Raw genomic sequence first — 26,035 nt, 5'->3', positions numbered from 1 at the left:
CGCCCCCCGCCTCCGCCCCGTATGGGCGAGGCTCGGTACGCCGTGGTCATGCCGCGGTGGGCCGCCGGGCCACGCTCGCGAGCAGCCCGACGCCCACGAGGCACGTGAACGCGCTCGAGCCGCCGTACGAGATCAGCGGCAGCGTGACGCCCACCACGGGGAGCAGGCCCATCACCATGCCGGCGTTGATCACCGCCTGCCAGAACACGATCGCCGCGACGCCCACAGCGACGCGGGCCTCGAAGCGGTCGCGCGCGCCCGCGGCGATCCGCAGCGCGGCGAGCACCAGCGCGAGGTAGAGCGCGAGCACCAGCGCCGTGCCGGCGAAGCCGTGCTCGTGCGCCCAGACCGCGAAGGCGAAGTCGCCGTGGGCCTCGGGCAGCGGGTAAGGCTCGCTCCCCGCGAAGGGGCTTCCGCCGAGGAGGCGCCCGGCCCCGACGAGCCGCAACGCGTGGTCGCTCTGGTAGCCGGTGGTCAGCGGATCCCCGCCGTGAAGGAACGCGGTGAGGCGCGCGCGCTGGTAGTCGTGCTGCGTGAACCACACGGTCGCGAGGCTGCCGATCGCGCCGATCGCGAGCGAGGCCCAAGCGCCGCGCGAGAAGCGCTCGAGCGCGAGAGCCGACGCGGCGACGAGCGCGAGCCCCACCGCGGTCCCGAGATCCGGCTGGAGCAGCACGGGGATCAGCGTGCAGGCGAGGAGCCCCGCGGGGAGCGCGAGATCGCGGACGTGTCGCGGGCCCTCGACAGGACGGGAAAAACAGCTCGCGAGCGCGAGCACGAGGCCGAGCTTGAGGGGCTCGGAGGGCTGGACGTTGACGCCCCCGAGGTGCAACCAGCGATGCACGGAGTTGACCCCCGACCCGGCGAAGGTCGCGATGGTGGCGAGGATCAGCGCGCCATGAATCAGCAGCGATCCGCGGTCCTTGAGCCGGCGGAGATCCGCGCGCGCGACGACGAGCGCCGCGGCCGAACCGACGAGGAGCCACGCGAGCTGCCGGGGCCAGAGCGCGCTTTGCTCGGGGAGGGCGAGCCCCGCCGAGCGCACCGTCGCGAGCCCGATGGCGGCGAGCGCGACGGCGGCGCCGACAACGACGAGGAGGGGACGGTTTCGCACGGCGCGGATCATCGGGAGCCTCTTTCCTTGCCGGCGAAGTAGGCGCGCAGCGTGTCGTCCGCGATGGCGGTCGCGACGCGGTGATCCGCGAAGGACCGGCCCTGGACGAGGACGACGATGGCCACCTCGGGGGCGTCCGCAGGCGCGAAGCCCGCGAACCAGCCGTTCGTCTCCGGCATGCGGATGGGGCGCGCGGGCGGCTCGTCGTCCGGTGGAGCGTCCTCCGCTTCGATGTAGGCCGTGGGCATCAGGAAGAACTCGCGCGAGTCGGACGCGCCCAGAGTGCCGGCCACGCTGGCTTGCAACCCGGGAAGCTCGCTCGCACGGGCGCGCAGCGCGGCGCGGACCCGCGCGAGATCCGCGGCTTCCACGTCCACCTGCCGCGCGGGCGCTGGCACGTCGCTCACGACGATCTGCGGCGTGCGCACGGTGCCGCCGTTCGCGAGCGCCGCGTAGGCCACCGCGAGCTGGATCGGCGTCACCCGCACGACGCCCAGCCCGATCGCGGCGTTGAGGCTGTGGCCCGCGCGAAAGGGGCCCGGATCGGCGCGCTCGAACCAGGCGCGGCTCGGGACGAGCCCGGCGAGCTCTCGGCCCATCTCAATGCCGGTGGGCGCGCCGAGGCCGAATTGCTTGGCCTTGCCGACGATGGCGTCGAGCCCGAGGCGCGCGGCTTGATCGTAGAACCACACGGAACAGTTCTCGGCGAGGGCGTGATCCAGATCGACCCGACCGTGGGTGTGCGTGCAGCGGAACAAGCGGAGCCCGAGGGGGTAAAAGCCCTTGCACTCGACCGGATGCTCGGCAGCGGCGCGATCCGAGGCGAGCGCCGCCAGCGCCGTGAAGGGCTTGATGGTCGAGCCCGGCGGCTCGCTCTCCTGAAGCGCGCGGTCGAGCTCGGAGCCCGCCGCGGGGACGGCCACGCCGCGATCGAGCAGGTTGGGATCAAACGCGGGGCGTGACGTGATCGCGAGCACGCGGCCGGTGTGCACGTCGATCAGCACCGCGGCGCCTTTGCGCTGCTCGTGGCGAGTGAACGACTCGTCGAGCGCGCGTTCGAGCTCCATGTCGAGCGTCAGCGTCACGTCGTGCCCGGCTCGCGGCGCCTCGCCCGTGGGCGCCACCGGGTCGACGATCCGCCGCGACGCGGCCACGAAGGCGTGGCCAGGCGTGCCGCGCAGCGCTCGATCCTGCGCGCGCTCGACGCCGGTGCGGCCGACGCGATCCCCCGGCAATTTGCCTGGATCTTTCGCGATGTCGGTCGGCGATACCTCGTTCATGTACCCGACGGCGTGTGCGCCGAGAGAGCCGAACGGGTAGTGTCGTCCCGCGCGTTCCACGAGCTTGATCCGGAGCGCGCGTTCGCCGCGGATCGCCGGCACCCGCTCGGGAGCAACGTCGCGACGCACGAGGATCCACTGCGCGCGTCTGGTCGGAGGCACGGTCTCGAGCGTGTGGCGAAGGCGGTCGCGCTCGGCGTCGTCGAGCCCGAGCGCGACCGCGAGGCGGGGCACCGCGTCGCCTCGGCCGAGCACCACGTCGGGAACGACGTAGGCGTCGACGGCGACGCGGTCCTCGGCGACGACGCGGCCGCGCGCGTCGCGGATCACCCCGCGGCTCGGCGCGAGGCGCACTCGCTTCAAGCTGGCAGCTTCGAGGCGGCGCGCGTGCTCTGCGCCGTGCACGACTTGCAGGTGCACGCCGCGGGCCATGAGCCCGAGGAGCACCGCGCCGGCGAACCACGCCATGCCCCGCACGCGGCGGCCGAGGTGCTCGCGCTCGTCAGGAGCGCTCGCCGTCTCGAGGACTTCGGGGATCGGAGCCGGGTCGTCACGCATCGAAGTCCTCCGAGCAGGTGAGCACGGCGGCAGCCTACCTCATGGCAAGCTGCTTCCTCGCCTCCATCTCACGCGAGGGCGCAGCAGGCGTTGGTATCCAGCAGCGGGAACGGGAGCGGAGGCGGAGGCGGCAAGCGAAATCTGTTTGTGTACCGTTTTTGAGGCCAGGAGCAGGACTAAAGCCGCGATCTTACAGGCGATCTGCATGGTTCCTCCCATGACGTGGCGCAGCCCTCGGGGCGCTCGGCGCGGTCGTGCTCGACGGCGCAGCCCTCGGGGCGCTCGGCGCGGTCGTGCTCGACGGCGCAGCCCTCGGGGCGCTCGGCGCGGTCGTGCTCGACGGCGTAGCCCTCGGGGCGCTCTCGATGCTCGGCGCGACGCGAGGCGCACGGCGCAGCCCTTGGGGCGCTCTCGATGCTCGGCGCGACGCGAGGCGCACGGCGCAGCCCTTGGGGCGCTCTCGATGCTCGGCGCGACGCGAGGCGCACGGCGCAGCCCTTGGGGCGCTCGGCGCGGTCGTGCTCGACGGCGCAGCCCTCGGGGTGCCCATTGAACCGACGGATCGAATTTCATTGATCTTGCGGCGGCGGGGAGAGGGGCGGCTCCTGACAACAGAACACGCGCGGATCAACCGCTTTGACCTCCCCGATCAACTCCCCGCCGCTAGCTTCGCATGTCCCGGGATCATTGTTGATCCATTGCGCCTCGATAGCACCCAAGGCATACGGCGACCCCGCAAAGTCAATGCAAAGCCCCTGGTCTGCTGGCACGTTCTCGAAAAGTGGTTTTGGGAGGCTGCCGCATGCCGGATCTTGGTAGGCTGAAATCGCTGCCTCGCATTTTGCGCCAACAGGCTCACCGCATTCGCAAGCAGAGCATTCAACTTTCCCCTTGCTCCCGGCATAGAACACGAATTGATGCGGGAATGTGTCGGGGCACTTCGGCAAATTCTCCTCGTCAACCGGCAACGTATATTGCACGCACTGACGAAACCCCGGGGGCGGGGGCTCGGCGCTGGGCAAGCAAGTTTCGCTCGTGCTCTCGCATATGCCATTAACGGTCCCTTGGCACGCTTTCGCGTACTTGCCCCAATAGATCCCGTTGACAAATGAGACAGGCTTTGGCGCGAATGACGGCGGCTCCGGGATGGGGTCTCCAATGGGCTCGCAAGGCGAAACCGTAGGCCCGGCGAGCTTGATTGAAGCGAACGTGCCGGAAGGCAGCATAGCCGGCGAAGTACAGGCGCCATCCCATTCCATAGGCGCCTGGTAGCTAGTGACATTGCCCCCTTGGCAGAAGCTCGCGGAATCAACGGCGATGGCGCTAGGAAGGGCACACGCCGCAGGTCCGCACGTGCAAGGCGCACATTGAAACGATACCGACAGATCGCCGTAGCCGGTATAAAAAACGCCGTCGGCCTTCGGCGGACAATCGGGCGCCTCTTCCTCGGCCCCCATCCATAGCAGCACGGCCTTTTCGCGAAAGTCAGACGTGCCCATGGGCACGCATTCACCGCCAGCGGCCTTGCATGACATTGGTTCTACTGAATTGCCGCTATCCGGGAAGCAATCGCCATTGACGTCAGCATCAGGGCTCGCGTCGGGCAAGCAGTAGACGGTCGCATGCCATGGTTCAGTCGTGCAGCCGTTCGCGCCGAGCGTTGCACCGATGCCTAGTCCACTCGCAACGATTGCAACTAGAAACTCTGTCTTGAGTCTACCTGTAAACATGACTGCTGCCTTTCTAGCGTCCGAATACGAGGGATGCGGCGACGGAGAACATAAGCCGTTGAGTCTGCCAAATCGGGGATCTGACCCCACTGTCGGAGGCGATATCGATTGCCATGTCACGGGTCAATGCGCTTGCATCGGCAAAAACTCGCGCTGATAGACTATCACTAATGGCGTATGTCGCTCCTATGCCTAGACCGAACACCGGGATCAATTTGCTAACGGAATCGGCGCGATAGAGCGGGTTGGGCTCTACTCGACGCTCTAAAAAGGTTACCCCCGCGAGAGCGCAGCCGTCGATCCATCGCCATTGGACACACGGCCCAACAAGCCCGGACGCGGAGAATACATCGATCGGTCGATTATCTACATCGGCAAGGGACCACGCGCCCCTCGTTATGGCTATCGCAGAATACCCGTTCCATCGATACTGCCCCGTAATGGAGGCCCCGAGTGACGGGGAGGGGGCAGCACCGAAAACCATTACAGGACCGGCACCGAACGCGAAGCGCCCGCGAGATTTTGGAGGCTCCGGCGCGATCGGCGCCGCTCTCGTGGGAGCAGGGGGCGCAGACTCGCGAATGATTACCGTTTTTGTCGTCTCTTGGGGCGGTGGAGGCGGCAATGCAACAAAGTCGAATCGCACAAATAGGTCTTCCGGCGGATTAAGGCATTCGATGGCCTTCTCCATGTCGGCGTGACCCTCTAACGTGCCGCGCCATTTGTGAATGCCCTGATTCACGAATGTCCAGAATAAGCTACCTCGTGTCGCTCTCCGATTGTCGCCCTTGTAGATTAAGGCATGGATGCTATTTGTGCTCACGTCTACTCTGCATACGCGGCGACGGAGGCGCTTATATGTTTCCCAAAATAGAGTGCGCTCGGCGTCATTGACGCCGGCTGCATTGCTCACGGCTTCGTAGAGCTCGTGAACGGCCGCGAAATCAAGCTCGGGCGCGTTTGCCATTGCAATAGACATCCCCAGGCGGCCCGACACAAGAGGATCCTCGCGAATCCTAAGCGCCTCAGAATATGCGATTACAGCGTCCGATACTCGAAAGGCGAGCCTCGCCCGGTCCCCCTCGGCCACAAGCGCCTTAAAACGGGCCTCGTCCTGGGGGTTCGGCTTCTTTGGCACGTTCAGGTCGTTGATCTCGCCACGGTGGGGCAATTTAATGGGCGGCGCGCCCGTAGCGCCCGGGGCGGGGGGCGCTTGCGGATCCTCGGGCGTAGGTGCGGGCGGATCCGCCGCTGCGACGGGCGCGACGAACGACAAGAGGGCGGCGACGAGAGCGAATGCGGACGGGCGAGTCACGGCGCGCGACCATACACGATCGGACAAACGGCGGGAAGGGTGGATCTTTGTGTCGGACGAACCCAAGCGCCCGAGGGCTGCGCCGAGCGCCGAGCGTCGCGCCGTGCACCCCGAGGGCTGCGCCGAGCGTCGAGAGCGCCCCCGAGGGCTGCGCCATCGAGCACGACCGCGTCGAGCACGCCCCGACGCGTCGAGAGCGCCCCGAGGGCTGCGCCGAGCGTCGAGAGCACTCCGAGGGCTGCGCCATCGAGCACGACCGCGCCGAGCACGCCCCGACGCGTCGAGAGCACCCCGAGGGCTGCGCCATCGAGCACGACCGCGCCGAGCACGCCCCGACGCGTCGAGAGCACCCCGAGGGCTGCGCCGTCGAGCACGACCGCGCCGAGCACGCCCCGACGCGTCGAGAGCGCCGCGAGGGCTGCGCCGTGCGCCGTGCGCCCCCGAGGGCTGCGTCGTGCGCCGTGCGCCCCGAGGGCCGCGCCGTGCGTCCCGCGGAGCGGCTAATTTAATGGTGGGAGATTATGGGCTTAATCGGCGTCCGCCTCGCCCTCGTAGTTATCCCAGCCCTCGGGCGGTTCCGTTGCATTCGATGCCACGAGGGCAGCGCGCGCCGCCGCTTTAATGTCATCCGGAACCTCTTTCGAGGGTTCCCACGTCGCGATCAATTCGCGTAACCTAAGCACGTGAGGCTCGGCCGCAATATAGGGACGGTTATCATCGTTTTCCGGTCGGCGCTTGGCGTCGACGATGATCGCGATATAGCTGTCGAGGGCCCGCAGTAATTCCTCCCGTGATGGGGTTCTCGTCGCCTTTGCCATTACGCGCGGTGCCGCTAGCGCTATGGTTACCTCCGCGAACCCAACCATAGCGCATAGGGCGTCCTGGGCCTCTTTAGGCACATCGCTCGGCATTGCGTTGTTCGGCTTGTCCTTGTCCATTATTGCGTTCTCGCCCGCGCACCCCGTCGCCATGATAGCGACACTGATAGCGATTGCCTGCCCGCGATTGCGTGTCCGTGGTTGTTTCATGGGATCGGATTCTCCAGGAGCATGCATCGGCCGCGTTTGCCGAATAGGGCGATATTCAGAACGATCTTGCTTCCGACGATTGCGCCCGTGCCCGTTTGGCAAGTGAACAGGCACCAATTCTTGACCACAAGATTCGACAGGTCCCAGAGCTTGGGACAGATCGGGCATGCGCCCTTTCCACAGCCCACGATTATGCAGGCGGCGCTCGTTCCGTTGTCGAAGTCGCACTTTTGCATATAATCGCAGCCGTATTCTTCCACGCATGCATACTTAGGGTAGAAACCCGCGAGCGGTATGGTCGACGGATCGAGGGTATCGACCCATTCCTGTGCTTGCTGCCAGGCGATCGGGGCGTATTGATCGATTAGCTGGTCGATCGTTGCTTGATCAGCGGGATCAACGCCGCTGCTCTCGACGAACCCGGCGACGGCATAGCCGGCATATTCCGAAACAAGCAATGTGCGGGCAGCTTCGTCGGGATCGGCATTCTCCAGGTTATCGATCGCGGCTTGCTCCTCGGGCGTGAATTGCGATCCGCCGGTCTGCTCGCCATTGTCGCCCGTATTATCGCCCGACGAATCCCCGCCCGAAAGGCTGCCGCTATCGTCCCCTCCCCCGGGACCAATTCGGATCACGCATGCCGGAATGGTTGCCGAAAGCATTGCGGCGAGAATGCCTGCGGCGCCGATTGTCTGGAAAGAGCGTCGACCCATGGCGAAACCTCCATGCAAGGGAAACCAGGCTACCACGGCACGGGACAGAACGGAACCAAACGACCAGCGACCCGCGGCGCGGAGGGCTGCGCCGTCCGGCACGGATCGCGCCGAGCACGCGCCGAGCGTCGAGGGCTGCGCCGTGCGTCGCGCCGAGCGTCGAGAGCGCCCCGAGGGCTGCGCCGAGTGTCAAGAGGGCTGCGCCGTCGAGCACAACCGCGCCGAGCGCGCAAGGCGAGATCCGCCGCGCCGAGCGTCGCCCCTCGTGTGATGTGTGATCACGTGGTTGTGTGATCCGATCACACGGACCGCGGATCACACATCACACGGAAGCGCCCCCCGTCCGCCTCTTGACTCCAGCATTGCCATTGACACGCGCGCCCGGACCCGTTCGCGCATGACCGCGCCGAGCGCGGAGGGCTGCGCCGTCGTGCACGACCGCGGCGCCGCGCCGCGTCAGTGATGGGCGCTCTTACTGTAATAACCCGCTCCGGAGGGGGTGTAATAACTCACGGAACGGCCCCCCGTGCGGGGTCCGTAGAGTACGATTTGAGGGGGGATCCCTTGACTCTCGCTGAGGTGATCGGAACCTCGCGGAATCATTGCAGAGTAACGCGATTTGCGTTTCAGGTACTCTACGTAGAGTACCGCTCGCGCGTGGAGTACCTTTTTCGCGCCTTCCGGGCGCTATGACGCGCCCCCCCGCGAGGGCTGCGCCGGGGGGTGTACTCTCCGGAGAGTACACCTCACCCGAGACGCCCCGAGGGCTGCGCCGGGGGATGTACTCCGCGCGGAGTACATTTCATCGCACCGCGCCCCCCTTGCGCCTTGCGCCCCCTGGAAATGGGCCGGTAGGCTGTCTCCATGGCGCTTGATCCGAAATCGAAGCAACGGGGCGCGCGCATCGATCCGAGCCTGGTCCTAGCGGGGGGCGCGATCGTGGCAGGGCTCCTAATGAAGGACCGAAGCAGGCGCGAGGCCATGAAGCAGATCGCAAAGGGTGCGCTTCGATCGGCGATTGCGACGCTAAAGGCCGAACGTGCAGCGGCCCTTCCTCGCAAGGTCGAGGGCGATTCGGCATTCGCCGCCGTCCTGGAGCGTGCCAAGCGTGCGCCGTCGAGCACGACCGCGCCGAGCGTCGAGAGCGCCCCGAGGGCTGCGCCGTTCGTCGTGAGGGCTGCGCCGTCGAGCACGACCGCGCCGAGCGTCGAGAGCACCCCGAGGGCTGCGCCGTCGAGCACGACCGCGCCGAGCACGTGTGATCCGTGCGAAATGGAGCCGATCGCGTACGCCGAAAACGCAAAATCGCGCTCGAGGAGCTGCGCGCGCGCGATTTTTTCGTCAATGGAGGGCGAGACGCACGCGCGGAGCGTCGAGCACGCCCCGAGGGCTGCGCCGCGTCGAGCACGCGCGCCGAGCGTCGCAAGGGCTGCGCCGTTTGCCGCGTCGAGCCTTGCGAGGGCTGCGCCGCGCCGAGCACGCGCGCCGAGCGTCGAGCACGCCCGAGGGCTGCGCCGCGTCGAGAGCGCGCGCGGAGCGTCGAGCACGCCCCGAGGGCTGCGCCGCGTCGAGCACGCGCGCCGAGCGTCGAGCACGCCCCGAGGGCTGCGCCGTCGAGCACGACCGCGCCGAGCGTGGCGAGGGCTGCGCCACTGTCGGGCATGACCGCGCCGAGCGTCGAGCACGCCCCGAGGGCTGCGCTGTCGCGCACGACCGCGCCGAGCACCTAGCAGGCCCCGCAGGGCGCGAGGTCTGCGCCGTCATGCGTGCGCCGTTCGATCGTCTCCGTTCGGGCTTGTGCGTCCCGAGGGCTGCACCGTCGTGCCAGGGTCGATTCGTGCCATGGCACGAACTAGCCCGCCGAGCACGACCGCGCCGAGCGTCGAGAGAGCGCCCGAGGGCTGCGCCGTTGTGTTGTCACGCATGTCTCGGGGTCGTGTGTCTCGTGAGACAAGCCCCCCCGAGACATGCGTGACAAGGAACATGCGCCCCCTCGCACCTACCCCTTGACAAGCGCCCCGAGGGCTGCGCCGTCGAGCACGACCACGCCGAGCGCCCCGAGGGCTGCGCCGTCAAGGGGCTTGTAATTAGTTCCGGTTTTCGTGCGCTAATTCGTGACCTAAGTGCCCGAAACTAGGCCCTTCAAAAGGATCCGGGGAATTGAATTAGCGTACGGTGCGAATTAATTCCGGACGAACGAACGGCAGCAAACCCCTTGAAATGAAGCGCCGCGAGAAGTCCGACAATTATTTCGACTACAAAACGAGGCGTTTGCGCCACGGCGGAGGGACGAGGGCTGCGCCGTCGAGCACGACCGCGCCGAGCGCCCCGAGGGCTGCGCCGAGCGGCGCGAGGGGGCGCCCGTCAATGGGAAGCGTTCCGCGTGGCTCACGAGGGGCTTGTGGGCTTGCGGTCACAAGTGGCTTGTGGCGCAAGCCTCACGGCTACAAGCCAGAAGCGCCCGCGGGGGGCTTGCGCCGCGCCGAGCGGCACGCGGGGGGCTGCGCCGTCGAGCACAACCGCGCCGAGCGAGACTTACGATAAGTCGCGGCGCGCTGCGGTGTGCTGGGTGTGCTGAACGGTCGACTGTGCCGCGGCACACTCGCGGAGCGGGACACACTGCGCGGCAAGCGGGACGCTTAGCGTAAGCGGTCCACGCGAGGGGACCGCGCGCCGCCTCCCGCGGTCCCCTCACACGCTCACGCAAGGCGCGCTCTCACGCGTGAGACTGCGCCCGCGTGAGACCGAGAGCGGCGGCGCCGCCAAGGGGGCGGCTCGCATGCGAGCCGCGACGCCACGCCTTGCGAGCCTGCCGTGGGAGGGCTGCGCCGTGCGTCGCGTCGAGAGCGCCCGACGGCTGCGCCATAGAGCACGACCGAGCCGAGCGTCGAGCGCGAGACCGCACCCAGGTTCTACTCAGAAGCAGGAGATGAGAGGGCGTCCTTTATGAGGCTCAAGATGCCAATCGGCGTAATGCCCTGAAATAGCATTCGCGTTAGCAGCGATTCGTGAAAAACTATCGATTTGTCGGTTCCGTCGAATCGAAGTGCGCGCCCGTTGAACACTGCCATTCCATTGGGACGCGGCTTCAACTTTTGAGTTTCCGATTTCGACAGCCACGATATTCTGAGGCCCTGCTCCTCGGCCAGTTGTGCGAACTTGTCCAAGCGCAAGTATAGGAGCACGTTTACTAAGCCGAACGTAACGAGCATGATTTGCTCCCTGGGCAAATGACGAACGAATATCGGAGGCGCGAGCGGCATGCTAAAACCGTCCGTGAGCTTTATGCAGTCTGCGGTCTTGCCCTCATCGATGCCGACATCGATAAGGCGAAAATAGTCTCCGACCTGTTGAGGCGCAGCGTCAAAGGCAAAGGCGCCTATATACAGACAGTCGTCGCAGCGTCCAATGCTTACCCCATCGCGAACTGCTGCTGCAATGCAATCGTCTACGGCCGCGTCGTAGTCAGGCAAATAAGGCGGACAATCTGGCGTTCGGAGCGATGCGTTTAGATCAAGATCGTGAAGAACACCGCTCCTGATGGCCTTGCCTGCATTACTTAGCTTTACATATTGCTTGAACACTCTCTCGGCCTGCTCCACGCCTTTTTCGCCATGGGCTTGCTTGAAATAGAAGAACGATGCCGGGCAAGCAAACTTCGACTTGATTGCGAAGTTCAGGAATTCGGTCACCTCTTCATTTTTCTTTCCGCTCTTGACCTCTGCGATCGTGATTGACCTGTCCGCTCGGTCGACCATCAACAAATCGCCGATGTTTACAAGTGTGGTAATGTCCGTTAGCAAAGCAAATCGATATGGGCTTTGGGCGCGGTATGCTTGCGCTGCGTGAAAAGTTGATTGGTGATGCGTTGCGCTTACCGGGCCCGCTGCTGCACCCGTGTGTAGGCGTCTAGCTACGTGATACTGCTGCCCTATCATCTGCCATGCAATTGAATCGGCGAGCTTCTTTAATATGTTTATCTTCTTTGCTGCGAGTCCCGTCTTTTTTGCCAACTCATTCGCGATCGCGGTCCTCTTAGCCGTTCTCGCGTTCTTTAGCTCTGATTCTAGTTCGCGCTTGTGGCCTTCCATGTCAAGTAGATAACCTAAAATCAATGTCTGAGCACGTTCGTAGCCCTCGTGGCACGAACCAAAAAAAGCCAACGCTCGTGCTTCGCTCAATTCGTGAATGTTGTCCGGGGTTAGCGAGATGTCCCCGAGAGCATGATTTGCGTGGCAACATGCCAGATCGTAAATATGGGCGATGTGGTCTGCGAATCTTGTTGTGCTTAGGCCGGCGATTGACACTGTATAAGCTCCGGTTGCGGGTCGCCCCTTGTGTGCGTGTGTCGAAGATAGTGCGCCGCCTAGCTCGTGTCGAGAGCACGCGGGCGCAGCAAGAGAGCGCCCGGCTCGTCGCGTTGAGCATCCCGAGCGTCGCGCGGTCAAGCACGACGGCGCCGAGCGTCGAGAGCGCCCCAGGGCTGCGCCGTCGAGCGCGACGGCGCCGAGCATCGCGAGGGCTACGCCGCAGGATACGACCACGCCGAACTACCGCAGGCGTAGGCATTAGGGCGCGTTTAATAACCGGAATACTGAGGGCTGGGACGGCCAACAGTTGCCATCGAGTAGCATTCCGACCTCACAGCATCGAAGGTGATGCACGTTGACTCGATTCTTTCGATGAGCGCCCGCAGAGCTTCGAGGCTGAGCGACGGCACCGAGGTATACCACGCACCGGCGTTCGAGCTCGGATAACGAAAACCGTTGCCGCCATCGTCCAACGCAGCGAGTAATTCGATAAGTGGCTGCAATTCCGCGGTCGTGAGTGGTGGGTCGTAGCCCGTTACCTGTGCGTTGTATCGCGCGTCAGCGGCAAAACTATCGATAATTGGGACAGCCGAATTCCAGAGTTCGAGCAGATCGTGTCCCTGGACGGCTGATGTCCAAACAACGGCAAAGTGTTCTCGCGGTGTATCTGGATTGCATCTAAGGTATTCGATGGCACGAGTGGCATGCGCCGCGTTGATATTCACTTGGTGGCACGCCGGATGACCGACACGATCCTCCAGCCAGTTTCGCATGGCGCACAAGGAGTGCATCAACAGACGATCTTTCTTTGGCACCTTCGGCAGCGATAGCCGACTGCACACGTCCTCAAATGACAGCCCAGGCTTCATTAGTGTCCGCAGAATTTGGTCTATCGTATCGTTGCGGACGATGCATTTGAGCATGAGTTCGACTCCGTGACGCAACGAATATAATGCGCCGTAGACTCGAAAATCGCTCGTTCCGTCGTTTCTACACAATGCGATTGCGTTGCTTAAAAACGCCCTGGCATGTGCGCTGAACGCAAAGGCCCCGATGTTCGCGATCGGTTCTGCGACGTTGTCGCCGTTGCGAAGCTGCGCCAGGAGTGCCGCAGCTTCGCGGGTTAGAGTGGGTTCGCTCATCATGTCGCTTTACTACATGACAGCCCGGCGCCCGTCCGTCGACTACGAACGCGCCCTGCACCCCCGAGCGCCGCGCCAAGCGTCGCGGAGACCGCGCCGTCGAGCACGACAGGGGATGAGGGCTGCGCCGAGCGGGATGGGACTCGTCACACGACCGCGCCGCGTGGGGCGCTCCGGCGAGCGGCGCGAGGGCTGCGGGTCGAGCGCGACACGCCGACCGAGCTAGACGGCGCGGGAAGGGGGCATCACGCGTTCCGGCGTGCGGGACGGGCCCGACCCTTCCCTCACGCGCCGAGCGCCCGCTAGGACGTCTGCTAGGCGTCGCCGGGCGGGAGCGCGCGGACGTGCTCGACGTCGCCCGGGAGCATCGGGCGAGCAGGGCGGCGCGGATCGTCGCTCGCATGGTCGAGCATCGCGGGATCGGGCAGGCGTCCTTCCGCGTACCGGACGGCCATCGTCGCGGCGTCGCTCCATTCGATGGCGATCCCCTCCGGACCAATCTTGATCCCGTCGAGCATCGCAGCAAGCGCCGTACGCCGAGCAGGGACGGCCATGGTCCCCCATTGCGCCACGATCGAGCGCAACCACGAAAGCGCACCCTTTCGATTTTCGACCGTATCGGCCGAAGCTTCCGCGGATAGCGCCCGTTCCTCCGCATCGATCGCGGCAAGCTCGCGCTCGATCCGCGCCGCTTCCGCCCGGATCACGTCCATCCCCCACTGGCCCGAGGAGACCATAGAAACGAGATTGCTCCGCGCCGTTACGAGCTTGGCCCGCTGCGTCCTGAAATTCGGCGCGTGGGGGGACGGCGGGGGCGCTTTCGACAGATGTCCGTCAAGCGCCTTGAAGTGACGCGCCGCGAGCCTTTCGATCTTCGGATCGATCTCATCCTGCCGATTCCAGGGCGCACCCATGCACCGCTCGCGCGTGGCGTTTTTCAATTCCGGCGCGTAGCGCTTCCGGCACACGTAATATCCCGCGTGCTTATTCTTCTCGCTTGCAGGCTTGGCCGTGATCATCGATCCGCAAATGGAGCAACGGGCGAGCCCTCGGATCAACCATTCCGAGGTGATCGTGTCCGTGCGAGGCTTGCGCCCGTAGGAGCGCCGTCCCGCTAGCGCGTGCTGGGCCGCGTGCCACATTTGCAGGGAAACGATCGGTTCGTGCGCGTCGACCCATTCGGCAGGCTTTTGCGTCAACTGCCGGTTTTTGTCGGGCCGGACGGGCGTGGTCGCGATCTGGCCTGCGTACATTCGGTTTTTGAGCAATTGCAGGATCCAGACGGTCCGGAACGTCGCGAGTCCTGTATAGGTCGTCTGGCAATGGAGCGCGATGTCTCGCGCGCTCTTGCCTGCAAGGCACATGTCGAACATTTCGCGGACGATGGGCGCCTTGATCGGATCGATGTCCAATCGGCGCGGCTTATCGTGGGCGTCCGCGCCCTTGGCCCGCACGTAGCCGAAAGGGGGCTGGCCCTCTACGAATTTACCAAGGGCGCGCAGCCGCTTCCGGTTGCCTTCCGTGCGCTCACGGATGCGGGCCCGCTCCATCTGTGCGATCGACGCCCACAGGGCCATTTGCGTTTCCCCCTCGGGGGTAGAGGCGTCGAACCGTTCAGCGAGAGACAGGAAGCGCGCCCCCCGCTTGATGATGTCTCGCACGGCGGAGATCGTAAAAACGATATCGCGAGAGAACCGATCGAGCTTCGCCACGACCACGAGATCCCCCGGGCGGACGGCCTTTAGCAGGGCTGCGATGTTCTCCCGTTTCTCTTGTGACTCGACGCCGCCCGATTCCGTTTCTTCAAAGTCAATCGGATCCGGGAGGCGGGCGTACTGACAGTAACGCCGGATCTCCTCGTCCTGCGCGTCGAGCGACGTGCCCGATCGCATTTGCTCCATGGTCGAGACGCGCCGATAGGCGAGGACTCGCGACGTCCCGGCGTGAGGACCGTTGACCGTGAGGACACGCCGAACCGAGGAAGGATCCGCGATCGTGGGCCCTGCGTTCACGACCGCGGGCGCATCGGGCGCCGCTTCGAGGATGGAGACCTCGCGCGGGGGGCTGACGTGCGCGCGATCCTGCGCCGTTCCGCGCGCCTTGCTGCTCTTGCCGCCCTTGCTGCTCTTGCCGCCCATGCTCGGGATGATGCCGGTCCTGGCTTCCATGGTCGAGACCTCTCGATCGGACTGCGCCACAACTGAACGCGCGATCAGCATATTTGGCCGGGCAGCGGGTCGCTCTCAGTGTGTCGCAAGTGTTCAGAATCATTAAGTTTGCTGCCTAGTTAGTAGGTAGCAAATAGATTCCGGATCGGGAGCGGAGGCGGAGGCGGAGGCGGAGGCGCAAACGCAAACGCAAACGCAAACGCAAACGCGAGTGGGACGGGTTTGCAGGGATCTCGCTCGGGGACGGCGAGCGTACCGTCGTGCTCGGCCTCTTCAAGGCCAAGCCGTGCTCGCCGTGCTCGCGCTTCGCGCTCCGCGCGGCTCCGCGCGGTGCTGCGCAGCCTTGAAGAGGCCTGCGCGCGACGGTGTGGGACGGGGGTCCCGGCGAAAGGGTCGTCGGGCGGAGGGTTCATCAATGCTCAGGATTTACGATGTCGTTTTGGCCATGGCAGGAGACGCAGGGTTCATCGCAGAGCGAATCGAACGGAAAGAGCGGGACCTGGCTCGTCAGATGCGGCGGGCCATGCAGAGCGTGGCGCTCAATGTCGCAGAAGCGGTGGGAAGCTTTCGCCTAAAGGACGCTAACGCCATGAGACGGCTCGTGTTTTCGTCTGCGTCGACGTGACGAATGGCTGCATCGTTGACCTTTCGCCAAACGCACCGGCATCCCTCCGGAGCCACGCCGCAGCTCTTCAGGAGCGCGTCCGTCACCTGACCTCGCGCGCTGTAGTAACAGGCGGGGCCGCGCCGACAGGCGCCCGATGCTCGGCGGTGAAGCCGCCGCTGGCACCGTCTATGGGACGCCCTGTCCCCTGAATCGTTCCCGCAGCCGCGCGAGCCCTGCCCGCACCAGCGCGCGTGCCCTCTCCCCGTTCTCCAGCCCGAGCTACATCGCGATCGCGTCGAATGGCTCGTCTTCCATCCACATCCGGACTGCTCTCCGCATCGGGTCTGGAAAGGTGTCCATGAATGCCGACACCTCGGTCATCAGCCGGTGGAGCGTCACGGCGTCGGTGAGCGGCGGCCGCGCGCCCGCTTCGGTGATGGCGTCGAGCCGCTCCGCCCCCGTGACCAGATCACGCTTGCTCCGCCGCAGATCCGGCTTGGTCGTGATTTCGTACCCCGCTCGTTCGATTGCGGCGTGGATTTGCGTGGGCCGAGCCGTGCCCGGCAGGTATTCCACGCCGAGCACCAGCGTCCGTTCGTCGAGCTCCGCCGTCAGCACGCCCGGAAGGCCGCGCACGGCCCCCTCGAGCGCCTCGCGCGGGACGCTGGCGCCGCGACCCCGCTCCAGGCCATATGTCACGCGCACGCTGGTCGACCAGCCCAAGCGCTGCTTCACGTGGTCCTTCACGGCGAAACGCGTGAGTGACAGCAACCACCCCCCGAAGGGGCGTCTCTTCACGAAGAGCCCGACGAAGCGGCGGCGCGGAAGTGTCGTCCTCCAGCTCGCCACCATGGACGAGGCGCACGGATCCCTCGACGAGCGCCGCGTCGGCCTCCTCCTCCGGCGCCGGCCGGCGGGAGAGATAAGCGTGGAGGTTGCATGTACCGCTGGTCCGCGCGCTTGACGCTCGCGCTCGCCCCCGAGGACTCTCGTCGCGATGCCGTCACGGGGCCCCTGCGCCCCCTACATGCGCGACTGGGGCCGGCCCATGCGCGGCACGCGGTCGCCTTCCCAGGGAAGCCCCGTCATCGGCTCGATGTGGGGCCCCGCCCGCTGCTCGATGGCGGCGAGCAGCGCCTCGGCCGTGTAGGCGCCGTTGTGGCGCTCCCCGTTGATGAAGAAGGTCGGGGTGCCGTTCACGCCACTGCGCACGCCCTCGATGAAGTCGCGCTGGACTTTCGGCAGAGAGCGGTGCTCCTGGAGGTCGCGCGTGAAGCGGCCCATGTCGAGCCCCAGGTCGGCCGCGTACGTCAGCAGCGCGGGAGCCTCCAGGTTCTGCTGGTTCTGGAAGAGCATGTCGTGCATCTCCCAGAACTTTCCCTGCGCGCCAGCGGCCTCGGCGGCCTCCGCGGCCAGCAGCGCGTGCGGGTGGAGCTGGGTGAGGGGGAAGTGGCGGAAGACGAAGCGAACCCGTTCTCCGACAGCGCTCTCGAGCCGCTTCAGCTCCCAGGCGGCGCGCCCACAGAAGGGACACTCGAAGTCGCCGTACTCCAGGAGGGTGACGGGGGCATCGGCCGGCCCCTTCGCCCAGTCATTGGCGTCCACGTCTCTACGAAGTCTGCTCATGTCCGTGCCTCCGGCTGAGGTGGCTGCTGCTGTGGCTGGAAGGTGAGGAACTCCATCTGCTTGCCGGTCAGCCGCTCGAGCGCGTCGATGACGCCGTCCGCGCCGGGGTTGAGCTCGATGGGCGAGACGTAGCTCCAGTAGATGACGCCCTTGCCGTCGATGACGTAGAGCGCCCGCTCGCAGATGCCGACGTCCTCCCGGTGGACGTTGTAGCGGCGCGAGACCTCTCCCTTCGGATGGAAGTCGGAGAGGAGCGGAATCTGGATGTGGAGCTCCTTGGCGAAGGCGATGTGGCTCCAGAGGGAGTCGCACGAGATGCCGAACACCTTCGCGCCGAACTGGCCCAACACGGGCATCAGCTCGTTGAAGAGCCCCAGTTCGTTGGTGCAGACGGGGGTGAAGTCCCCCGGGTAGAAGATGAGGACGACCGGCGAGCCGTTGACGTCCGCGAGCGTGATGCGACGCCCGTCGGGGGTGGCTGGCAGGCCGAGATCGGGTGCACGCGTGCCGGGTGGCAGGCCGGGCGAGCGGATGCCGGAGGCCGGCGGGGGAGGAGCAAGAGTGACCATGCGCTGACCTCGTTCAATCGCAATGTGATCAGGTGCTGACCGCGTTTAATCGCAACATGGGGACCGTCCCGCGGCGACGACACCCCACAGCGGTGGAATGTGCGGTCCCCTGCACGTCGATGCGGCCGAACCAATCGACCGCGGCGGCGATGGACCGCTGCGCCTGCGCTTCGCTCGGACGTCGAGCGGCAAGAAGGCGAGCCTGTCGTTCGCCGGCCGGCCAATCGCGGACCGCAGCTCCTCCAGGTTGCGCGCCGTGGCGACGACGCGATCGCCCGCCGCCAGGGCAGCCAGGACGACTCCTGCGCCGATGCCGCTGCTGGTCCCCGTGACGAACGCAGCGCCGTGTGCATCGAGAAACGCATTCCCGGCCGAGTGAAGGCGCGCGGACAGGACACGGAGGGGGCGCTGCCCGGGCGCTTCGATCGTAAAGCAGGCGCAAACAGCCCATTCACTGTGTGCGCGTCGTTTTTCGCGGGGCTCCCGGGTACGGCGGATCGGGTCACGTGTCGCGCGCGGCATGTCGCTGCTGGGGCCAGGGGATCCGGCGCTCTCGACGACCCTCCCCGCCTGGCATGCGGACAAGAAAAACAGCGGTCACAGAGCCCCGAGCAAGCGGCGGCTCGCGCCTCGTATGAGCATCGTCTTCCCCCTTCCACGTTACGCCCCTCGTTATGGCGAGGCATAGTCGGGCGCCTTCGGATAAGCTGCTAAGGGGCTTGACGAGTCGTGGTGATCGGGCCCAAGGCAGGCCGCCCAAGAGGCTCCCGATCCAGGCTGGTAGGCATACCGATGTCCCGGGGCGGCAAGGCGGGCCGAATGACGGCCACGGGTGATGGGCCCGGCAAGCGCTGCGCATTCTGCTGATATCGAACGTGTTCAGTCGCGATCGTCGCCATCGCCTCGAACGGCCGCCGCGCCTGGGCCCGCCCGCTTTGCGCTGGGCGGGGTGGGCGCGGCCTGCGCCTTGCTAAACCGGCGCCCCGGAGGCGATATCGATGCAAGCCATGACGTACCAGGGCCCCAAGAGGGTTCGGGTCGAAAACAAGCCCGAGCCGCGGATCGAGCACCCGAACGACGTGATCCTTCGCGTCACGCGGGCCGCGATCTGCGGATCCGACATCCACCTGTATGAAGGGCTCATCCCCGATACCCGCGTGGGGCACACCTTCGGTCACGAGTTCACCGGCGTGGTCGAAGAGCTCGGGCCCTCGGTCCAGACGCTGAAGCGCGGCGACCGCGTGGTCGTCCCGTTCAACATCTCCTGCGGCACCTGCTACTTCTGCAAGCGCGGCCTCACCGCCAACTGCGAGAACACGAACCCGAACGCAGACCTGGCTTGCGGCGTCTACGGCTACTCGCACACGACCGGCGGCTACGACGGCGGCCAGGCCGAATACGTGCGCGTCCCGTTCGCGGACGTCGGGCCGATGAAGATCCCCGACGACATGGACGACGAGGACGTCCTCTTCCTGAGCGACATCCTCCCGACCGCCTACCAGGGCGCGGAGATGGGCGAGATCGTCGACGGCGACACGGTGGTCGTCTATGGCGCCGGCCCGGTCGGCATCCTGACCGCGCGATGCGCTTGGCTCATGGGCGCGGGGCGCGTGATCATGGTCGATCACGTCGACTACCGCCTGGCGTTCGCGCGCCGCTACGCGCAGGTCGAGACCATCAACTACCGGCAGGTGGACGATATCGTCCTGCACATCAAGAAAATGACCGACGGGCGCGGCGCGGACGTATGTATCGACGCGGTCGGCTGCGACGCCTCCGGCTCGCACATGCACACCGTGCTGGGGAAGATCCTCAAGCTCGAGGGCGGCGCGCCGACGGCGATCGAGTGGTGTATCAACACTGCCCGCAAGGGGGGAAAAATTTCTCTCATCGGCGTGTATGGCCCGCCGTGGAACATGATCCCGATCGGCACCGCGATGAACAAGGGGCTCACGCTCCGGATGAACCAATGCAACGTCAAGCGGTACATGCCGCACCTGCTCGAGCACATCCGCGCCGGGCGTATCGACGCGAAGGGTATCATCTCGCATCGCCTGTCGATTGAAGAGATCCCCTATGGTTACGAGATTTTCACCAAGAAGCAGGACGAGTGCATCAAGTGCGTCATCGTCCCGCCGCGCGCGGCGTAACGCCACCCGAGGGAGACACGAGCCATGGCAACGATGCAGACCACCCAGACCCCATTCAGCTCCACGACCGCGCTCGGCGTCCCGGATCGCGGCGTCGATCGCCCCGAGGATCGGCCCGGCGTGCCGATGGAGACGGCGCCCCGCCCGGTCGGGGGCGCGCATTGGACCACGCCCGAGAGGCAAGTGCCGACGGTGCCGGTGCTCAAGCGAATGGAGATCGATGCGCTCACGCCGGCCTTCGGCACCGCGCAGCCCCCCAAGGGCCTGAGCGGCGCGATCCGCCGCCTCGCGTACACCGTCCCGCAACACAAGGCGCGGCGGTGGATGATGCTGCTCATGGCCGATCGCGTCGACGTGATCGAAAACCGGATCGCGAGCGCGCCGAAATGGCTGGCGGTCGCGCTACCGATCGTCGCGATTGGCGTGGGCATCGGGCTCGCCCGGGGGCGAAAGCGCACATTCCGGCAACGCGTATTCGCCTGATCGGCGGCGCGGAAGTCCGATAACCGCCTGACGGGCGACGGCGCCGCTCGGTTCATGCGAATCCGCCTCGGCGCCGGTGTCTTCCCCTGCCGGGGGCGGCTGATCAGCGGCCTCGGGTTTGGCCTTCTTTCCTCGTTTCGTCAACGCGTCTCCCATGAAGGCGAACGCGTGCCCCACATCGGGCTCGACGCGCGCGAGGGCCTTTGCGACGGCATGAGCGTCGAGCACCATCTTCCAGGCCGAATGCTCGGCCCGGAGGCGCGAATCCGTGAGCGGGCCGCGTTTTTCCTCGAGCTTCCGTCGAGCCGCGTCCGAAGCCGTCGATCTCGATCTTCACCTCGTCTTCGAGGTGGATGAGGTCGAGCTGCGCCTTGCCGGGTAGAAGCGCCCGATTGCCTCCGAGTTGCCGGCAATGCCGTAATACCCGTAGTGACCGCGCAGCTTCAGCGAAAGACTGCGTTGCTGTTCGCGCATCGGGGCCCTGCGAAAGCGATCCCTGGCGGTTCGCCGTCGCACGACCCACACCGCCCAGCTCTTGCCGCCCTCGCTGCCCGAGCACGATCTCACGGAGATTTCTCTCTTCCCGATGACGGTGACGGAGCGCGACGAGCGTGTGGCGGCGTTGATCGGTCGGCTCATCGTCAACACGTGCCTCGCGATGAGTGATCCCGCACGGGTACGCGCGCCGGCACCGGCGGGCGCACGGGGAGCGAGGAGGCAGGCCGACGCGCGGCGCGGAGGGGCCCCGCCCGAGCTCCGCGTGAGCGGCGGTGGGTCACCACTCGCCCGCAGCCCCGCGAGCGAGGCGAGCGCCACGACCGGTTTCTGCAACCGTGGTGGACAAACGTCCAGAGTCAAAGTGGTGACGCCTTATCGGTCTCTGGAGCTCGTCGGACAGCGGGGGACGCGCGGGCCAATTCGCGTAGCACGGACGGTGCCTGAGTCGCACACCCCGCGGCGGACTGCCAAGCGGTCGAGATGAGTCGGCTAGAGGGTCAAGCGGCCTACGGCCATTTCTTCGACCGTACGCCCCGGCCCTGGGCGTTAGCCGCCCATCCCCCGCCGCTCGCGCCCCATTCGCACGCCGTGCGCCCTGCGAAGCGCAACGAGGATTTGCCAGCCGAAGCAGACGGTTCCCGATATCAGGGCCAGGTAGAACAGTCCCTCACCCACCCCTGTACTGAAGGGGTCGGGGTGGACCGTTGACGCTGGGTCAACCCTTTCAGCGACGACGCCGGTCGTAGTGCCCCCGCAGATACCGCGGTATCCCTACGCCAGGCCGATGATGCCGCGGGAGCACCCGGATCGGCTTGGCGCACCCGCAAGCGCACACGCGCCGCCCCTTCGCGTTCTCAGCCTCCGCCCAGGCTGTAGACACATCCGGCTGATGCCACCGGATGAACCGCGGGATCCCGACGCAGTGGTGCCACGGTTTCACCACGACCCGACCCCCGCACCCGCAGGCACACACGTGCCCCTTCGCGTTTTCAGCCTCCGCCCACGCCTCCGCTGCACCCGCGGGCGTTGGTCGCGTGGGCAACTTCACCGTTCCTTCCAGCACCACGGGCCGTGTCGCCGTTTGGTGAAAGGTTAACATTGCCGAAGGCATGGGCAGCCTCCAGGGGCACAAACGGCAGCGCTACTCCACTGCCCTCGGATCCGCCCGTGAGGTGCTGGCGTGCGTTCAGGTCGCCCAAGCCATGCGGCTCATCGAAAACGTCAATCCCAGCACGCTCGATCGCATGAACCACGTCATCGCCACACTGAGCCGCCTCGTCTACCGCCGCGCATCATAGGAGAACCCTCCCTCGCCTCTCCCGGGACGGGCGAGGGGTTGGGGGTGAAGGAATTTCAGCGAGGGCGTGGGTTCTCCCGCGACTCCCGCGACGAACCAATCCGCTCTTTGCCATTGCCTCCAGCCTCAATCCATGAGACAAGGCAAGCGACGCCAGCCGGCGCTACAAGCCGTCCTATAAATCGGACCTCGAGGCCTGGTGCAATGCGCCCTCGCGCGCTCCGGGGGCCGCGACGGCCTCCGCGGAGGACAGGCCGCGGATCCTGGCCGAGTGGATCTCGGCGCAGCTTCAGACTGATCAGGCGAAGGACCTGGCGAAGCAAATGGGCGTCCTCGCCCCGGGGAGTCGGCCCGAGGTATTTCGCAAGGAAGTCGAAGCTCAGGGCATCAAGACCTGCCCCTTCGCCGACGAGATGGCAAAGCCCCGGTGAGGCGCACCGGGCTCGTGTCCTTGCCTGCGTGACGAATCAAAACGATCCGCCCATCACCGCGCCACCGACGAGCGGGGCGACGAAAAAGTTGCCGCCGACCGGCGTCGACGTGCGCGTAAGGGCGTGGTATTCGCACCCGATGTCCATTTCCCCCTCCAGGCTCTCGCCCGCGTTGCTGCCGTTCGCTGACGCGATCGATGCGGTTCCGGCGCGCCCGATCTGGGAGGTCGGCTGGGTCCCGCACCGTTACGAACAGGCGGCGCCCAAGCCCCCGCTCATCCCGAATGCACCACCCCATGACGGCGTGTACAGAGGGAGCTGGATCTCACCGGGCATGTGCGTGCGGCTCGACCTCATGCACCCCTCGGTGAGCGAACGATTGCGTGCGTGGCTCCGCTCGCGCTACCCGGAGCAACTGGGCGGAGACGACGGCTTCTACGAGTATGGAATCGAGAGTCGCTCGCAGCGCACGAACCTGGAGCAAGCCCTGGCGCGACTCGAGGCCAAGATAGCGGAGAGCGAGCATCCTCCGTCCACGTAGACGCGCGACGCCGAGATCTCGGACCGCCAGGGCTCGATATATCGTTGACCGATATATCCTGAGGCGATATGTTGGTCGGGTACCGATGCAGGACCCCACGTACCTGATCCTCCTCGCGCTTTCGGATCGGCCTCGCCATGGCTACGGCATCCTTCTCGAGGCCAGTGAGTTGAGCCGCGGAACGATCCGGCTCGGCCCCGGGACTTTGTACGGAGCACTCGAGCGACTGGAAGAAGCCGGTCACGTCGAGCTCGATCGCGAGGAAATCGAGGAGGGGCGGCCGCGACGTTATTACCGCCTGACGCGGCGCGGGCGGAGCATCCTCGTCGAAGAAACCGAACGGCGGGAGGCCCTCGTGGGGCTCGCCAAGCGAAGGCTCGCGCACCGATGAGCCCCCTCGAACGTCGCGTCCGCGCGCTCATCTCCCTCTTTCCTACGTCGTTTCGAGCGCGGTGGGAGGAAGATCTCGTCCGTACCACGCTCGAGACTTGCAGGGCCGAGCAGTCCTGGCCCCACCCGCGAGACGTGTTGGATCTCGTCCTGTCGGCGATTCGTGCCCACGCGACGACGCCCGCAAACCAACCGTTCCGTGTCGTGCTCGCACAGGGCATCGTGCTCGGAGCGACCCTCCTCGCCAGCGTTCGCGTCGGCACCCTCCTGCTTCGCTTCGGGTGGTTCCTGCGCTGGCTTCCAGGCAACAGCGCCGCCGGTGTGCCGTCCGAGGAGCTCGCGCTCTACGCCGGCCCGCTCGCGCTCGAGTTCGCGGCGTACGTGCTCCTCGCGGTCGCGATGCTGCAGCAGCGGCGCGTGCTCATCTGGGCGGGAGCCATCACCCTCGGCGCCATCGGCCTCCTCGGGACGCTCCGCTACCCGGGACCCATCGGCATCCGGTGGGCTCTCGGCATGGCGGTTCCGGGCGCCATCCCCTTCCTCGTCGCTGCGTTCACGGTCGCCGCGAGGAAGACCGAGCGCGCGCTCGCGGTGCGGCCGGCGCTCGTCGGGCTTGCGCTGGCGTCGTTCGCGACGGCGACCTTTCGCCTCGCGGCTTGGTTCGCGACGACGACCTGGCACCTCGTGCCCGGCACGGTCGACCGGAGCGCGGCCGCGGTCGCGGCCCTTCTGCTCGTCGCTTGCACCGTCTCCGGGCTCGCGGATCCCCGCTGGTTCATCGCGCTGGGGGTTGCGGTGATCGGCTGGAACGCGCGCGAATTCATGCAGACCGGCGACCCGCTCGTGTTCCTTGGAACCGCGTTCGTCGTGGCGGTTTCGTGGGTGCACTGGCGCGTTCTACGTCGGCAGGTCGCCCGCTCCGGCAGGGGTCGAAGCGACCGCGAGATTGCCTGACGACAACATTCTGGTCGAGCACAGGACCGCCCGGGAACTTTGTTGGTCGCTCGTCGTGTCCTCCTCCGCGGCATGCAAGAAGCTCCTTCCTCGGGCTCGTCCACGCAGGACTCGACCCTCGCGCTCCTCTCGCTCCGCCTCGTGACCGGGTGGCTCTTCTTCTCCGCGCTTTGGCGGCGCTTCGTGCTCGAACCGGAAAAGATGGTGCCCGATGCGGCGGGGTACGTCGGGGAGAAGTTCAACCACTTCCTGCCGCACGCGATCGGCGTGCGTGGGCTCCTCGATTGGCTGGTGCGGCACCCCGAGGTGCTACACCCCTTCCTCGTGGTCTTCACCGTGCTCGAAGGGGCGGCGGGGCTGGGGCTGATGCTCGGGCTCCTCACGCGCGCCGCGGCCGCGGGCGTCGTGATGTTGTCGGGGGGCATCCTGCTCGGCGCGGGGTGGATCGGGTCGACGTGCCTCGACGAGTGGCAAATCGGTGTGCTGGGGATAGCGGGTGGAATTTCCGTCATTTTCGGGGGCGCCGGACGTTTTGGGCTCGATGCCGCCCTCACCTCGCGTTTTCCACGGCTTCGTGAGAGCCGCGCCTTTGCGCTCCTCGCCTCGGGGTCGCTGCCGCTTCGCCCGGGGATCGTCCGCCGCGGCGGGATTGCCCTCGCAGGAGCGACGCTCGCGCTCACGCTCGCGACCAACCAGATTTTCTTCGGCGGAGTCTGGGGCAAGCTGCACAATCACTCGGTGCGGCCGCACGTGACGATTTCGGCCGCGGAGCTGGATGGAGCGGGCGCGCTACGGCTGAAGCTCGCCCGCGACGGAGGGCCGGACACGTATGGCGCGTTCATCGTGGATATCGCGATCCTCGACGAAGCCGGGAAACCGGTGCATGGCTGGGACGCGCGGGCCTTGGCTTCGCTGCCGGCGAGCGCGATCACGAACCATTATCTCGTGAAGGTTCGCCCCGGACCCCATGGGCTCGTTCTACCGCTCGGGAGCGTCGCGGACGTCGTTTTGTCGATCCCGCCGGAGGTGCCATCGCCGGGGCGTTACCGCGTGCGGGTTTCGGATGTGAGCGGCGCCGCGTGGGATGCTGGGCTCGAAATCGCACCGCGGCTGGTCACGAGGGAGTGAGAG

General features: G+C 66.3%; 19 protein-coding genes. 7 read left to right on the top strand and 12 right to left on the bottom strand.

Going from position 1 to position 26,035, the window contains the following annotated elements; translation table 11 throughout:
• Positions 1 to 46 precede the first annotated feature (46 nt).
• The 11 genes from QHF83_RS09150 to QHF83_RS09100 form a co-directional block, all read right to left on the bottom strand.
• A complete protein-coding gene (locus tag QHF83_RS09150) occupies positions 47 to 1,114 on the bottom strand; it encodes an FtsW/RodA/SpoVE family cell cycle protein (RefSeq protein WP_282417383.1) in 1,068 nt (355 codons plus the stop codon).
• A gap of 8 nt (positions 1,115 to 1,122) precedes the next feature.
• On the bottom strand, positions 1,123 to 2,952 hold the full coding sequence (locus QHF83_RS09145) for a penicillin-binding transpeptidase domain-containing protein (protein ID WP_282417382.1): 1,830 nt from the start codon (positions 2,950 to 2,952) through the stop codon (positions 1,123 to 1,125).
• Positions 2,953 to 5,993: 3,041 nt separating this feature from the next.
• Positions 5,994 to 6,386, bottom strand: a complete 393-nt coding sequence (locus QHF83_RS09140; RefSeq protein WP_282417381.1) for a hypothetical protein — start codon at positions 6,384 to 6,386, stop codon at positions 5,994 to 5,996.
• Positions 6,387 to 6,524: 138 nt separating this feature from the next.
• A complete protein-coding gene (locus tag QHF83_RS09135; RefSeq protein ID WP_282417380.1) occupies positions 6,525 to 6,935 on the bottom strand; it encodes a hypothetical protein in 411 nt (136 codons plus the stop codon).
• A gap of 86 nt (positions 6,936 to 7,021) precedes the next feature.
• Complete coding sequence (locus tag QHF83_RS09130; protein WP_282417379.1) at positions 7,022 to 7,738, bottom strand: transposase; 717 nt, start codon at positions 7,736 to 7,738, stop codon at positions 7,022 to 7,024.
• 2,912 nt (positions 7,739 to 10,650) lie between these two features.
• Positions 10,651 to 12,045 carry a hypothetical protein gene (locus QHF83_RS09125; RefSeq protein ID WP_282417378.1) on the bottom strand — a complete coding sequence of 465 codons (1,395 nt, stop codon included), beginning with the start codon at positions 12,043 to 12,045 and terminating at the stop codon, positions 10,651 to 10,653.
• A gap of 272 nt (positions 12,046 to 12,317) precedes the next feature.
• The gene (locus tag QHF83_RS09120) at positions 12,318 to 13,193 is read right to left on the bottom strand and encodes a hypothetical protein (RefSeq protein WP_282417377.1); all 876 of its coding nucleotides are present in this window, start codon (positions 13,191 to 13,193) and stop codon (positions 12,318 to 12,320) included.
• Positions 13,194 to 13,504: 311 nt separating this feature from the next.
• Positions 13,505 to 15,328, bottom strand: coding sequence for a recombinase family protein (locus tag QHF83_RS09115; protein WP_282417393.1), 1,824 nt, complete (start codon positions 15,326 to 15,328; stop codon positions 13,505 to 13,507).
• Between the two features lie 916 nt (positions 15,329 to 16,244).
• On the bottom strand, positions 16,245 to 16,763 hold the full coding sequence (locus tag QHF83_RS09110; RefSeq protein ID WP_282417376.1) for a heavy metal-associated domain-containing protein: 519 nt from the start codon (positions 16,761 to 16,763) through the stop codon (positions 16,245 to 16,247).
• 225 nt (positions 16,764 to 16,988) lie between these two features.
• The gene (locus QHF83_RS09105) at positions 16,989 to 17,570 is read right to left on the bottom strand and encodes a thioredoxin domain-containing protein (RefSeq protein ID WP_282417375.1); all 582 of its coding nucleotides are present in this window, start codon (positions 17,568 to 17,570) and stop codon (positions 16,989 to 16,991) included.
• Positions 17,571 to 17,587: 17 nt separating this feature from the next.
• The gene (locus tag QHF83_RS09100; RefSeq protein ID WP_282417374.1) at positions 17,588 to 18,160 is read right to left on the bottom strand and encodes a redoxin domain-containing protein; all 573 of its coding nucleotides are present in this window, start codon (positions 18,158 to 18,160) and stop codon (positions 17,588 to 17,590) included.
• Positions 18,161 to 19,158: 998 nt separating this feature from the next.
• On the opposite strand from QHF83_RS09100, the gene QHF83_RS09095 reads away from it, so the two are divergent.
• Together QHF83_RS09095 and QHF83_RS09090 are read left to right on the top strand one after the other, a co-directional pair.
• Entirely contained in the window at positions 19,159 to 20,310 is a 1,152-nt protein-coding gene (locus QHF83_RS09095) for a zinc-dependent alcohol dehydrogenase (protein ID WP_282417373.1), read from the top strand.
• Between the two features lie 24 nt (positions 20,311 to 20,334).
• Positions 20,335 to 20,793 (top strand): hypothetical protein, encoded by a 459-nt coding sequence (locus QHF83_RS09090; RefSeq protein ID WP_282417372.1) that lies wholly within the window; start codon positions 20,335 to 20,337, stop codon positions 20,791 to 20,793.
• A gap of 333 nt (positions 20,794 to 21,126) precedes the next feature.
• Here QHF83_RS09090 and QHF83_RS09085 read toward each other — a convergent pair whose 3' ends face one another.
• Complete coding sequence (locus QHF83_RS09085; protein WP_282417371.1) at positions 21,127 to 21,432, bottom strand: hypothetical protein; 306 nt, start codon at positions 21,430 to 21,432, stop codon at positions 21,127 to 21,129.
• Positions 21,433 to 22,388: 956 nt separating this feature from the next.
• Here QHF83_RS09085 and QHF83_RS09080 point away from each other — a divergent pair.
• From QHF83_RS09080 to QHF83_RS09060, 5 genes are all read left to right on the top strand, one after another.
• Positions 22,389 to 22,589, top strand: coding sequence for a hypothetical protein (locus QHF83_RS09080; RefSeq protein ID WP_282417392.1), 201 nt, complete (start codon positions 22,389 to 22,391; stop codon positions 22,587 to 22,589).
• A gap of 569 nt (positions 22,590 to 23,158) precedes the next feature.
• Entirely contained in the window at positions 23,159 to 23,560 is a 402-nt protein-coding gene (locus QHF83_RS09075) for a hypothetical protein (protein WP_282417370.1), read from the top strand.
• Between the two features lie 85 nt (positions 23,561 to 23,645).
• Positions 23,646 to 23,951: a helix-turn-helix transcriptional regulator gene (locus QHF83_RS09070; protein WP_282417369.1), complete on the top strand. Its 306-nt coding sequence runs from the start codon at positions 23,646 to 23,648 to the stop codon at positions 23,949 to 23,951.
• Between the two features lie 134 nt (positions 23,952 to 24,085).
• A complete protein-coding gene (locus QHF83_RS09065; RefSeq protein WP_282417368.1) occupies positions 24,086 to 24,904 on the top strand; it encodes a hypothetical protein in 819 nt (272 codons plus the stop codon).
• Positions 24,905 to 24,976: 72 nt separating this feature from the next.
• A complete protein-coding gene (locus QHF83_RS09060; protein WP_282417367.1) occupies positions 24,977 to 26,032 on the top strand; it encodes a TQO small subunit DoxD in 1,056 nt (351 codons plus the stop codon).
• Positions 26,033 to 26,035 lie beyond the last annotated feature (3 nt).

Origin of the sequence: Polyangium sp. 15x6, from assembly GCF_029960785.1 — a bacterium.
GTDB lineage: Bacteria > Myxococcota_A > Polyangia > Polyangiales > Polyangiaceae > Polyangium.
The sequence above is the reverse complement of the archived record's forward strand: the minus strand, read 5'-3'. Positions and strand labels throughout refer to the sequence as shown.